This window comes from Variovorax multivorans, assembly GCF_051216835.1.
In the GTDB taxonomy this organism is placed as follows: domain Bacteria; phylum Pseudomonadota; class Gammaproteobacteria; order Burkholderiales; family Burkholderiaceae_C; genus Variovorax.
The window spans coordinates 1-12,759 of sequence record NZ_JBPJZL010000028.1 but is presented as its reverse complement, the minus strand read 5'-3'; the positions used below and the strand labels follow the sequence as shown (position 1 = coordinate 12,759).

The following is a 12,759-nucleotide window of genomic DNA, read 5'->3' as shown; positions in this document are numbered from 1 at the left end:
GGTACAAGTACCATCGCGACTGGCGCATGTCGCATCAGCGACGCATGCAGCCTGCCTCGGCACTCAGACAAAGGAAAGTTTTCTCATCATGAGCTTCGATCTCGTTCTGTTCGGCGGTACTGGCGATCTCGCGTGGCGCAAGCTGATGCCCGCGCTGTTCCAGGCATTCCGGCACGGCAGCCTGCCACCTGACGGCCGCATCGTCGGCGTGGCGCGGGACGACCTGTCGGACGACCAGTACCGGGAGCTGATCCAGTCGCGCTTCAAGGCGGTCGAAGGCGCCAAGCGGCCCTCGCCCGAGGAGTTCGAGAAGTTCGCCTCCATGCTGCACTACCTGCGCATGGACCTCTCGAAGCCCGACGACTATGCCCGCCTGGCGAGCCTGCTCAACCAGCGCGACGCCAAGACGGTAGTGATGTACGTGGCCACGGCGCCCGCGCTCTTCACCCAGGTGGTCGAGCAGATCGCGGCGGCCGGGCTCAATGGCTCCAGGACCCGCATCGTGCTGGAGAAGCCACTGGGCCATGACCTGGCTTCCAACCGCGCCATCAACTCCGCCGTTGGCAAGGTGCTCGAAGAAAAGCAGGTCTTTCGCATCGACCACTACCTCGGCAAGCCTTCGGTGCAGAACCTGTTCGCCATGCGCTTCGGCAATGCGCTGTTCGAGCCCATCTGGCGCCGCGAGCACATCTCCAACATCCAGATCACCATCGCCGAAGACCTGGGCGTGGAAAAGCGCGGCGCCTTCTACGACCAGACCGGCGCACTGCGCGACATGGTGCAGAACCACGCGCTGCAGCTGCTGTGCGCCGTGGCCATGGAGCCGCCGATCAACTCGCACGCCGACGCCATCCGCGACGAAAAACTCAAGGTGCTGCGCGCCCTCAAGCCCTGGACGCCGGAGAGCCTGGGCCTGCACACGGTGCGCGGCCAGTACACGGCCGGCACGGCCTACGGCGAGCGGGTGCAGGGCTACCGCGACGAGCCGGGCGTGAACCCCGACAGCCGCACCGAAACCTTCGTGGCGCTGCGCACCGAAATCGCCAACTGGCGCTGGGCCGGCGTGCCCTTCTACATCCGCACCGGCAAGCGGCTGGCCTCGCGCGACGCGCGCATCGAGGTCAACTTCAGGCCCACGCCGCATGCGATTTATCGCGCGCCGGCAGGCAACGTCAACAAGCTGGTGATCAACCTGCAGCCCAAGGACGGATTGGAGCTGCACATGCTCGCTCAGGCCCAGGACAACCGCCAGCGCACCAACGGCAACCAGAGCGCGGCCGCGCAGCTGGCGCCGGTGCAGCTCGACCTCGACTTCGACAAGCGCTTCGGCGCCGAACGCGTGGGCGCCTATGAGCGCCTGCTGCTCGACGTGATCGACGGCCGCCTGAACCTGTTCGTGCGCAGCGACGAGCAGGAAGAAGCATGGCGCTGGGTCGAGCCGCTGATCGACAGCTGGGAATCGGACGGCGGCCCGCGCCCCTATGCGGCCGGCACATGGGGCCCGAGCGCGTCGAGCGCGATGATTGCGCGCGACGGCTTCGCCTGGGGCGAAGAGCAGTAACGCCCGCGCCGGTCGCGCTCAGCCGAACTGCAGGCAACGCATGCTGAGCGTGCCCGACTGGAATCCCTCGTAGACCGTCTTCGCGCGCTCGCCGCTCCCGGCTGCGCCGAGCGCGTAGAGAAACGGGTAGTAATGGTCAGGCATCGCCACGGCAGTCGATGCGCCTTCCAGCTTCGCGTAGTCGACCAATGCGCGGTCGTCGCGGCCCGCCAGCGCGGACTTCACCGCATCGTCGAACGACTGTGCCCATGGACGGCTGGCGCTGGGCCCGTCGGGCGTTCCGCGGTCGGTGGCGCGCAGGTTGTGCACCACGTTGCCGCTGCCCATCACCAGCACGCCCTTGTCGCGCAGCGCGGCAAGGTCACGGCCCACCGCGTAGTGGAAAGCGGCCGGCTTGTCGTAGTCGATGCTGAGCTGGAACACGGGAATGTCGGCCTTGGGGTACAGGTGCTTCAGTACCGACCATGTGCCGTGGTCGAGGCCCCATTGCTCGGTGGCGATGACCGGCGTCTGCTTCACCACGCCGACGGTCTCCTGGGCAAGTGCGGGGTGGCCCGGTGCCGGGTACTCGATGTCGAACAGCGCCTGCGGAAAGCCACCGAAATCGTGGATCGTCTTAGGCCTCGTCTGCATGCCGACGCCGGTGGCGCCGCGGCTGAGCCAGTGCGCCGACACGCTGAGGATGGCCGAGGGCCGGGGCAGTTCACGGCCCCATGCCGACAGCCGGCGCGTGAAGGCGTTGTCGCTGATGGCGTTCATCGGCGAGCCATGGCCGATGAAGATCACCGGCATGCGGCGAGAAGCTCCACCAGCAGGTGCGTCGGCAGCTTGCACACTGCAAGCCAGCGAGGCCAGCACCGCGGTCGCGCCAAGGGCGGTGCCCATCAAGAAGCCGCGGCGGCCCAGTTCGGAGGTTGCAAGCGTTGTCGTCATTGGCATGGCGGCACTCTGCAACAGTTTTCGGCGCAAGGCGGTGCCTTTGCGCACACTTTTTTCGAAGATCGATGGTTCCGCCCTACTTCCTCGCGAGCACGGGCGCCTCACGCAGCGGCGCTCCCTTGACCACGAGTTGCACCACCACCGCGACCACGATGTTCAGCACCAGCGCCGCCAGCCCGGTGTAGAGCGTGTAGCTGCCATCGCCGATCACGAAGGTGTGGACCGGCTTGATGCCGTCCGAGAACGCCAGCCAGCTACCGCCGAGCAGCCCCACAGCCCAGCCCGCCAACAGCGCCGGTGCACGGAACCAGCCGAAGAACAGGCCGAACACCACGGCGGGGAAGGTCTGCAGGATCCACAGCCCACCCAGCAACTGCAGGTCGAGCGCGAACTGGGTCGGCAGGAACAGGATGAACACCAGCGCCCCCAGCTTGACCACCAGCGACACGATCTTCGCGACCTTGGCTTCGCCCGCCGGCGTGACGTCGGGCCGCACGTAGGCCTTCCAGAAATTGCGCGTGAACAGGTTGGCCGCACCGATCGACATCACCGCCGCCGGCACCAGCGCGCCAATGGCGATGGCCGCGAACGCAAAGCCCGCGAACCACGACGGAAACAGCGCATTGAAGAGCGCCGGCACCACGTCGTTATTGCTCTTCACCGTGAGGTGGGCCGCATAGGCCATGTAGCCCAGCAGCGCGATGAGCCCCAGCAGCACCGTGTACGCCGGCAGGAAGACGGCGTTCTTGCGGATGGTGTTGGCACTCTTGGCCGCGAAGATGCCGGTGAGCGTGTGCGGATACATGAAGGCCGCAAGCGCCGAGCCCAGCGCCAGGCTCGCATACGGCAGGTACTGCGCCGGCTTGAGCGTGAGCCCGGTCGCGCCGCCCTTGGCCGCAAAGGCATCGCCGGCCGCGTGGAACACACTGCCGTAGCCGCCAAGCTTCATCGGCACCAGCACCACCGCCACCAGCACCACGATGTAGATCATCAGGTCCTTCACGAAGGCAATGAGCGCCGGCGCGCGCAGCCCCGCCGAGTAGGTGTAGAGCGCCAGGATCACGAAGGCCGCCGCCAGCGGCAGCTCGCCCGTGAGTCCCAGCGCCTTGATGACGACCTCCATGCCGACCAGCTGCAGCGCGATGTAGGGCATGGTCGCGACCACGCCGGTCACGGCAATGGCCAGCTCCAGCGCACGCGAGCCGTAGCGCCCGTACACCACGTCGGCGGCAGTCACGTGCCCGGCCTTGTGTGCCGCATGCCAGAGCTTCGGCATGATGATGAAGACGATCGGGTACACGAGGATGGTGTACGGCAGCGCGAAGAAGCCGTAGGCGCCCACGGCGTACACCAGCGCCGGCACGGCAATTACCGTGTAGGCGGTGTAGAAGTCGCCGCCCACCAGGAACCAGGTGATCCAGGTGCCGAAGTTGCGCCCGCCAAGGCCCCATTCGTCGAGGTGCGCGCCCTTGCCCTTGGCGCCACCGCTCTGCCAGCGCGAGGCCCAGAAGCCCATCACCGTGACCAGCACGAAGAAGAAGACAAAGACCGACAGCGCGGTCCAGTTGATCTGGCCGTCCATCATTCGTCTCCCTCTTCAAACCCGCTGCGGTAGACGATCCAGATCAGCAGCGCGGTGACAGGCACCCACAGCAGCTGGTACCAGTAGAAGAAGGGAAAGCCGAACAGCTCCGGCAAGGGGCTGTTGTAGAACGGCAGCCACAGAAGCCCGATGAAGGGCAACAAGAGCAAGGCCCACATGTGCTGTTCTCCTTGGTGTGATTTTTACGAAAGCACCAAGGGGTTATAGACCTGAAGCCGAACACGCGGCGCCGACCCGGATTAAGCGGCCGTGCTAGATGCGGCCCTCTTCTGCCGCATGGCAGGCCACCTGCACGCCCTTGATGCTCAGCAGCTTCGGCCGCTCCGCCGAGCAGCGCGCATTGGCATGCGGGCAGCGCGGATGAAAGGCGCAACCCGTGGGCGGGTTCAGCGGGTTCGGCACCTCGCCCTGCACTGGCGTGCGCGAGCGGCCCGTGTGCTTCATCTGCGGAATGGCATCGAGCAGCATGCGGGTGTATGGGTGCTGCGGCTCCGAGAACAGCTTCTGCTTGTCGGCCACCTCGACCAGCCGGCCCAGGTACATCACGCCGACCTGGTCAGCCACGTGGCGCACCACGGCCAGGTTGTGCGAGATGAAGAGATAGGTCAGGCCCTGCTCGCGCTGCAGGTCCTTCATGATGTTGAGCACCTGCGCCTGCACGCTCACGTCGAGCGCCGAGGTGGGCTCGTCGCACACCAGGAACTCGGGCTGCGTGGCGAGCGCGCGCGCAATCGAGATGCGCTGGCGCTGGCCGCCCGAGAACTGGTGCGGATACTTGCTCATGTCCAGCGGCGAGAGGCCGACCGACTTGAGCAGCTCGCCCACGCGCTCGCGCAGCGCGGCCTTGTCGCTCAGGATGTCGTGCTCGCGCAGCGGCTCGCCGATGATGTCCTCGACGATCCAGCGCGGGTTGAGGCTCGCGTAGGGGTCCTGGAAGATCATCTGGATGCGGCGGCGCAGCTTGCGTCCCTCGGGGGTCTTGAACGCGGCGTGCGCGTCCTGTCCGTCGAACTGCAGGCCGCCGCGCGTGGGCGCGTAGAGGCCCACCAGCAGGCGCGCCACGGTGCTCTTGCCGCAACCCGATTCGCCCACCAGCGCCAGCGTCTTGCCGCGCTCGATAGAAAAGCTCACGCCGTCCACCGCATGCAGCAGCACGCGCGGTTTGCGTTCGAGCACGCGGTTGAGCCAGGGCGGCGAGACGTCGAAGGTGCGCGCGAGGTCGTGTGCGACAACGAGGGGTTCGCTCATCGTGTCACCTCCACGATGGGTTCGGCTGCTTCAGGCGTGGCGCGTTCACCGGCCGCCAGTGCGTCGTGGTGCCGTGCCGCAATCTCGGCCTGGCCGGCATGCGGATCGGCGGCATCGTGCAGCCAGCAGGCGGCGCGCGTGGCGCCAGCATGCATGAGCTCGGGCCGCTCGGTGAGGCAGCGCGCAAAGGTGCGCGGGCAGCGCGGGTTGTAGGCGCAGCCCGTGGGAATGGCGTTGAGCCGTGGCATCGCGCCGTCGATCTGGTTGAGCCGCTCGCGGTCGCTCGTCATGTCGGGAATCGATGCCATCAGGCCCGAGGTGTAGGGGTGCGCGGGCTGGTGGATCACTTCGTGCACCGGGCCGATCTCGGCGATGCGGCCCGCATACATCACGGCCACGCGGTCGCAGGTTTCAGCGATCACGCCCATGTCGTGCGTGATCAGCATCACCGCCGCGCCGCGGTCTTTGCAGATCTGCTTGAGCAACTGGATGATCTGCGCCTGGATCGACACGTCGAGCGCGGTGGTCGGCTCGTCGGCCACGATGAGCTTTGGCTCGGCCGCAAGCGCCAATGCGATCACCACGCGCTGCCGCATCCCGCCCGAGAACTGGTGCGGGAAGTGATCGATGCGCTGCTCGGCGGCGGGAATTCCGGTGTCCTGCAGCAGGCTGATGGCGCGCTTGCGCGCTTCGCTTTCAGTCACGGGCAGGTGGGCGCGGATGGTCTCTGTCAGCTGCCGGCCCACGGTGTAGAGCGGGTTCAGCGAGGTCAGCGGGTCTTGAAAAATCGCGCCGATCTTGCGGCCGCGAATGGGCCGCATCGCATCGAAGCCGAGGTTGTCGATGCGCTGGCCCTCCAGCAGGATCTCGCCGCCGGCCACGCGGCCCGGCGGTTCGAGCAAGCCGATGATGGCCGCACCCGTGAGCGACTTGCCGGCGCCCGATTCGCCCACCACGCCGAGGATTTCGCCGGGCGCGATGTCGAATGAAATGCGGTCGAGCGCGCGCAGCGTGCCGCGGCGGTGCGGAAATTCGACGACGAGGTCTTTGACCTGGAGCAGCGTCATGGTGGCGTTCTCCTAATCTTTCTTCTCTTCAGCGCAGACGCGGATTGAGCGCGTCGCGCAGCCAGTCGCCGAGCAGGTTCACGCTGAGTGCGATCAGCACCAGCATCAGGCCCGGAAACACCGTGATCCACCATTCGCCCGAAAACAGGTACTGGTTGCCGATGCTGATGAGCGTGCCCAGCGAAGGCGAAGTCGGCGGCACGCCCACGCCGAGAAACGACAGCGTGGCCTCGGTGATGATCGCGGTCGCCACCTGGATCGTGGCCAGCACCATCACCGGCCCCATCACATTGGGTAGCACGTGGCGCAACATGATGCGCATCGGCGCCACGCCGGTGACGCGCGCGGCCTGCACGTATTCCTTGTTGCGCTCCACCAGCGTGGAGCCGCGCACCGTGCGCGCGTACTGCACCCAGCCGGTCAGCGAGATGGAAATGATCAGCACGCCGAAGGCCAGCGACTCGTGCGCGCCGGGAAAGAGCGCGCGGCCGACGCCGGCAATGAGCAGTGCCACCAGGATGGGCGGAAACGACAGCATCACGTCGCACACGCGCATGAGGAACGAGTCGAGCCAGCCGCCGAAGAAGCCGGCGAGCAGGCCCAGCACCACGCCGACCGCCACCGACAGCACCACCGACACCAGGCCGACGATCAGCGAGATGCGTGCGCCGTAGATGACGGCCGAGAGAATGTCGCGGCCCTGGTCATCGGTGCCCAGCAGGTACTTGGCCGAACCTTCGGCGCTCCATGCGGGCGGCAGGCGCGCGTCGCTGAGCTCGAGGGTGGCGAGGTCGAAGGGGTTGTGCGGCGACACCCATCCGGCGAACACCGCGCAGACCACGCAGACCAGCGCGATCAGCGCCGCGCCAATGGCCACGGGCGATGTGCGAAAGCTGTAGCCGACATCGCTGTCGAGCCAACGGGCGAGTGTTTTTTTCATCGTGAGGCAAAAGGAATGGGCCCGCAAGAAGCGGGCCCATGGTCAGGCCGCCTTGCGGGCGGCCGGCGGGATCACGGCTTGATGCTCATCCACTTGAAGTACATGAAGTTGTCGGCCAGTTGCACCAGCTCGACCTTCTTGCTCACGCCCCAGGCCAGCGACTGCTGATGCAGCGGCAGGTGGCCGATGTCGTCGGCGTGCATCTTGAACGCCTCCTTGATCAGCTCGTTGCGCTTGGCCTTGTCGCTCTCGGACTGGATCTTCTTGGTCAGCTCGTCGAGCTTGGGGTTGCAGTACGCACCCAGGTTGAACTGGCCGGTGCCCTTGTCGTCGGGGCAGGAGGTGAGCGAGCTCAGCGCGTTGTGCGAGTCGTAGGTGGTCGGGGTCCAGCCCAGCATGTAGAAGCTGGTGTCGCGGCGCAGCACCTTCGGGAAGTAGGTGCCCTTGGTCTCGGCCACGAGGTTGATCTTGACGCCGATCTTCGCGAGGTTGGAGGCAACGCTCTGGCAGATCTGGCCGTCGTTCACGTAGCGGTCGTTCGGGCAGTTCAGCGACACCTCGAAGCCGTTCGGGTAGCCGGCTTCGGTCAGCAGCTTCTTGGCCGCCTCGACGTCGTAGGGCAAGCGCTTGTCCTGGTCGGCGCTCCAGCCGTTGATGCCAGGGCCGACCAGCAGGCCGGTGGGCTTGGAGGCGCCGCGCATCACGGTCTTCTGGATGCCGACGATGTCGATGGCCTGGTAGAAGGCCTGGCGAACGCGCTTGTCCTTGAACGGGTTCTTACCCTTGATGTTCGAGTACTGCAGCTCGTCGCGCTTCTGGTCCATGCCCAGGAAGATGGTGCGCATCTCGGGGCCGGTGATCACGCGTGCGTTGGGCGCGGCGTTGATGCGGGCGATGTCCTGCACCGGCACGGGCTCCATCACGTCGACTTCGCCAGAGACCAATGCGGCCACGCGGGTGGCTGGGTTGGCGATGGGCGTGAAGATGATCTCTTGCGCGTTGCCGTCGATCTTGCCCCAGTAGGTGCCGTTGCGCGTGAACACGGTGCGCACGTTGGGCTGGCGTTCGCGCACGCGGAACGGGCCGGTGCCGTTGGCCTTGAACGAGGCGGTGTTCTCGATGCCCTTGCGGCGGTCCACCGGCTTGGTGGCCTGGTTTTCCTCGCACCACTTCTTGCTCATGATCATGGTGAGCGAGATCACGTCGGGCAGGATGGGGAAGGGGCCGTTGGTTTCGATCTCGACTGCGAGGTCGCCAACCTTGCGCACGGCCTTGATGTCGCTCAGCGTGGCGCGCAAGTCGGAGCCGTCGCCCTGGGCGCGCGCAAAGCTGAACACCACGTCGTCGGCGGAGAACGGGGTGCCGTCATGGAAGGTCACGCCCTTGCGCAGTTCGAAGCGCCAGACGTTCGGCGAGGTCTGCTTCCAGCTGGTGGCCAGCAGCGGTGCAAGGCTCAGGTCCTTGTTGCGGCCCACGAGGGTTTCATAGACGTTGGCGGTCACGCTCAGCTGCAGCGATTCGTTGAGCGAGTGCGGGTCCAGCGATAGCGCGTCCCCCTGGTTCGCGATGCGAATGGTCTGCGCGCCGGCGACCATGCTGACAGCGCTCAGGGCGCACAAAACGGCGGCCGCAGCCACACTTTTCCTGAAACTCATGGGAACACTCCTCGGGTTGAAATCAAACACATCACGTCGCCGCGGTAGCGGCGGCTTTCCCTGGCTGCGCACCGCGGGTAACGGCAAGCGGCATGCCCTGCTCGATCAGGCCGGCATGCAGCGCGGCGCCGAGCGGCAGGATCTCGTCATTGAAGTCGTAGCGGCTGTTGTGCAGGTAGGCGCCGTCGCGCACGTCCTGGCCGATGCGCAAGTAGGCGCCGGCTTTCTTCTGCAACATGAAAGAGAAATCTTCGGCGCCCATGCTGGGCTCCATGCTTCGCTCGACATTCTTCGCGCCGACCAGCGACTCGGCCACGTCGGCCGCGAACATGGCCTCGGGCGCGGTGTTGATGGTGGCGGGGTAGATGCGCTCGTACTTGATGCTGGCGCTGGCGCCGAAGCCCGAGGCAATGGCCGCGCACAGCTCGTTCAGCCGCTGCTCGATCTGCGCCTGCACGCGCGCGCTGAAGGTGCGCACGGTGCCGACCAGCGTGGCCTCGCCCGGCACCACGCTCATCGCGCCGAGATCGCCGGCCTGCATCGCGCAGATGCTGATGACGGCCGCATCGATCGGGCGCACGTTGCGCGAGACGATGGTTTGCGCCGCCGTGATGATGTGCGCCGCGACGATCACGGGGTCGACGGTCTGGTAGGCGTGCGCGCCGTGGCCGCCCTTGCCCTTGATGCTGATGGTGATGCGGTCGGCCGCGGCCATCATCGCGCCGCGGTTGATGCCGACGGTGCCGGCCGGCATGGCGGGCCAGTTGTGCATCGCGTAGACGGCGTTGACCGGGAAGCGGTCGAACAGGCCGTCCTCGATCATCACGCGCGCGCCGGCGAAGCCTTCTTCGCCGGGCTGGAAGATGAGCACGGCGGTGCCGTCGAAGTCGCGCGTCTCGGCCAGGTAGCGCGCGGCGCCGACCAGCATGGCGGTGTGGCCGTCGTGGCCGCAGCCGTGCATGAGGCCCTCGCTGGCGGAGCGCCAGCCGAAGTCGTTGTCTTCGCGCATGGGCAGCGCGTCCATGTCGGCACGCAGGCCGATCATGCGGCCGCTGGCCGTCGAGCGGCCGCGGATGATGCCGACCACGCCGGTCTTGCCGATGCCTTCGTGGATTTCGTCGACACCGCAGGCGCGCAGGGCCTCGCGCACGCGGCCGGAGGTGTAGACCTCTTCGAAGCCGAGCTCGGGGTGCGCGTGCAGGTCGCGGCGGAAAGCCGTGATCTCGGGATAGAAGTTCGCGATGTGCGCGAACGCGCGGCCGGAGGCCTTCAGGCGCGGGGCCTCTGCTGTCGCTGCCATCATGTCAGTGCCCTCCCGCCTTGCCGACGCGCAATCGCGGATCGACCACGAAATACAGCAGGTCGACCACGAGGTTGATCACCACGAAGATCAGGGCAATGAGGCACAGGTAGGCCGCCATCACCGGAATGTCGGCGAAGGTCACGGCCTGGATGAACAGCAGGCCCATGCCGGGCCACTGGAACACCGACTCGGTGATGATCGCGAAGGCAATCAGGCCGCCGAGCTGCAGGCCGGTGATGGTCATCACGGGCACCAGCGTGTTCTTGAGCGCGTGGCCGAAGTGGATGGCGCGGTTCGTCAGGCCCCGTGCACGCGCGAACTTGATGTAGTCGGTGCGCAGCACCTCGAGCATCTCGGCGCGCACCAGCCGCATGATCAGCGTGAGCTGGAAGATCGCCAGCGTCACCGCCGGCAACACGATGTGCTGCCAGCCGTCGGCGCTGAAGAGGCCGCTGGTCCACCAGCCGAGCTTCACTGTCTCGCCGCGGCCGAAGCTCGGGAACCACCCCAGCGTGACCGCGAAGACGAGGATCAGCAGGATGCCGATCAGGAAGGTGGGCAAGGACACGCCGAGCAGCGACACGGTCATGAACACCTGGCTCATGAAAGTGCCGCGGCGCAGCGCGGTGTAGACGCCCATCGGAATGCCAACGAACAGCGCCAGCACGGCCGCGACGAGCGCGAGTTCGAGCGTGGCGGGGAAGCGCTCGCCGATGAGGCGCGACACCTTTGCACCCTGGCGCAGGCTCAGGCCGAACTCGCCTTGTGCAGCATTGACGAGGAAGTGCCAGAACTGCACGAAGAAGGGCTGATCGAGCCCCAATGCGGCGCGCAGCTCGCGGATCTGCTCAGGCTTGGCGTCTTGCCCCAGCAGGAACACGACGGGGTCGCCGACGTATTGGAATAGGAGGAAGGCGATGAACGCGACCGCGATCATCACGATCACGGCCTGGATCAGGCGGCGCAGTACAAAGGCAATCATTCATCGAGCGGAGTGAACGGGGCATGCTAGCAGTGCAAGGTGCGTGCCCGCACGGTGGTTCCCCGGGGGTGCGCCTCGTGATTTCCCCAAGGATGCCCAGACGAAAAAAAGCCACTCGACTTTCGTCGAGTGGCTTTCGAGCTTTTGATTCGAAGCTGGCTTACGCCAGCGTCAAATTAGAAAGCGTGACGGATACCGAAGTCGTAGCCGGTGGACGAACGGGGCGTGAAGCCACCGGTGGTCACGAACGAAGGGCCGCCAACGGTCAGAGCTGCGCCGTTCTTGTTGCTGATGCGAGCAACCGTTGCGTACAGAGCCGTGCGCTTCGACAGGTTGTGCACGTAGCCCAGAGCCAGCTTGTTGGCCTTGGGATCAGGCGTGTTCACACCGAACAGCGTGGTAGGCGTGTTCAGGTCGTACTTGACGTGCGACCACGAAGCGCGGATCAGGCCAGCACCGACCGGCACGGTTGCGCCGAGCAGGTAACCGGTCACATCGGTGTCAGCACGGCCACCAGCCAGCGGCGTCACTTCGTAGTCAACCTTGTTCTTGACCTTCGACAGTTCACCGAACAGCTTCACGGGACCGAAGTCATACGAAGCGCCCAGGTTCAGCGTGTTGGTCTTGGTGGTCGTGCCGGCGTAGTAGTCGTCACCCACGGTGCTGCTGCCATAAGCCAGCGCAACGTCCAGAGGACCGTTGGCGTAGCCGAAGCGGCCACCGACGTAACGACCTTGACGTTGGCTGTTAGCCACGTTAGGCGTAGACAGACCAGGGCTGTACTTGGTCTTCTCTGCGAAGCCGTACTGCACTTGACCGTAGAAACCACCCAGGTTCGGCGGCAGGAAGTAGCCAACGACGTTGCTTGCGCGAACGTAGTTGCTGGTGCCGGTGTTGGTGGCGGCGCCGGTCGACGCTGCGGGGGTACCGAAGGCGCCGAGCTGATTGCTGGACGAGAAGATCAGGTTGGTGCCAACGCCGTTGGTGCCGAACGGATCGAACACGGTGTCGTTCCAGAACGTGGCGGTGTAGTCACGACCCAGGCGAACTTCACCGAAACCACCCGACAGGCTGACGGTCGAGCGACGAGCGAACGTTGCAACACCTTCAGAGCCGTCATCATTCTTGATCGGGGCTTCGAGCCAGAAGCTGGCTGCCAGGCCACCACCGAGGTCTTCCGTACCACGGAAGCCCAGACGGCTGGAGTTGTAACCCGAGTTAGCCAGTTCCGTGCGGCTGGCCTTGCGGCTGCCTTGGTTCAGATAGAACGGGTTCAGGAGCGTGGCCTGGTTCAGGTCACGCGAGGTGCTCGAATAGCCGCTGATCGACGCGTCGACCACACCAAACAGCGTGACGGACGACTGAGCCGAGGCAACACCGGCAACAGCCAGGGCAGCCAGAGCAACTAGAGATTTTTTCATTGCAAGTTTCTCCAAGGTTAAACATAGGGCTCCGGTGCGA

General features: G+C 65.8%; 11 protein-coding genes. 1 reads left to right on the top strand and 10 read right to left on the bottom strand.

Features of this window, described 5'->3' with window-relative positions; genetic code table 11:
• The first annotated feature begins 88 nt into the window (after positions 1-88).
• Positions 89-1,561 carry a glucose-6-phosphate dehydrogenase gene (gene zwf, locus ACSFCA_RS35230; protein ID WP_093048351.1) on the top strand — a complete coding sequence of 491 codons (1,473 nt, stop codon included), beginning with the start codon at positions 89-91 and terminating at the stop codon, positions 1,559-1,561.
• Between the two features lie 18 nt (positions 1,562-1,579).
• On the opposite strand, the gene ygiD is transcribed toward zwf, so the two are convergent.
• From ygiD to ACSFCA_RS35180, 10 genes are all read right to left on the bottom strand, one after another.
• Positions 1,580-2,500, bottom strand: a complete 921-nt coding sequence (ygiD, locus tag ACSFCA_RS35225) for a 4,5-DOPA-extradiol-dioxygenase (RefSeq protein WP_435460928.1) — start codon at positions 2,498-2,500, stop codon at positions 1,580-1,582.
• A 76-nt stretch (positions 2,501-2,576) separates the two neighbouring features.
• Positions 2,577-4,082, bottom strand: coding sequence for a monocarboxylate uptake permease MctP (mctP, locus tag ACSFCA_RS35220; protein WP_307613819.1), 1,506 nt, complete (start codon positions 4,080-4,082; stop codon positions 2,577-2,579).
• Positions 4,082-4,261 carry a DUF3311 domain-containing protein gene (locus tag ACSFCA_RS35215; RefSeq protein WP_435460929.1) on the bottom strand — a complete coding sequence of 60 codons (180 nt, stop codon included), beginning with the start codon at positions 4,259-4,261 and terminating at the stop codon, positions 4,082-4,084. Before ACSFCA_RS35215 ends, mctP begins: the two co-directional genes overlap by 1 nt.
• A gap of 94 nt (positions 4,262-4,355) precedes the next feature.
• Entirely contained in the window at positions 4,356-5,351 is a 996-nt protein-coding gene (locus tag ACSFCA_RS35210; protein WP_435460930.1) for an ABC transporter ATP-binding protein, read from the bottom strand.
• A complete protein-coding gene (locus ACSFCA_RS35205) occupies positions 5,348-6,418 on the bottom strand; it encodes an ABC transporter ATP-binding protein (RefSeq protein ID WP_435460931.1) in 1,071 nt (356 codons plus the stop codon). Before ACSFCA_RS35205 ends, ACSFCA_RS35210 begins: the two co-directional genes overlap by 4 nt.
• A 28-nt stretch (positions 6,419-6,446) precedes the next feature.
• Positions 6,447-7,358 carry an ABC transporter permease gene (locus tag ACSFCA_RS35200; RefSeq protein ID WP_093048339.1) on the bottom strand — a complete coding sequence of 304 codons (912 nt, stop codon included), beginning with the start codon at positions 7,356-7,358 and terminating at the stop codon, positions 6,447-6,449.
• A 71-nt stretch (positions 7,359-7,429) separates the two neighbouring features.
• The gene (locus ACSFCA_RS35195; RefSeq protein ID WP_258351058.1) at positions 7,430-9,013 is read right to left on the bottom strand and encodes an ABC transporter substrate-binding protein; all 1,584 of its coding nucleotides are present in this window, start codon (positions 9,011-9,013) and stop codon (positions 7,430-7,432) included.
• Between the two features lie 31 nt (positions 9,014-9,044).
• Positions 9,045-10,316 (bottom strand): M20 aminoacylase family protein, encoded by a 1,272-nt coding sequence (locus tag ACSFCA_RS35190; protein WP_435460932.1) that lies wholly within the window; start codon positions 10,314-10,316, stop codon positions 9,045-9,047.
• 1 nt (position 10,317) lies between these two features.
• Complete coding sequence (locus ACSFCA_RS35185; protein WP_435460933.1) at positions 10,318-11,298, bottom strand: ABC transporter permease; 981 nt, start codon at positions 11,296-11,298, stop codon at positions 10,318-10,320.
• Positions 11,299-11,474: 176 nt separating this feature from the next.
• Positions 11,475-12,719: a porin gene (locus ACSFCA_RS35180; RefSeq protein WP_258351060.1), complete on the bottom strand. Its 1,245-nt coding sequence runs from the start codon at positions 12,717-12,719 to the stop codon at positions 11,475-11,477.
• Positions 12,720-12,759 lie beyond the last annotated feature (40 nt).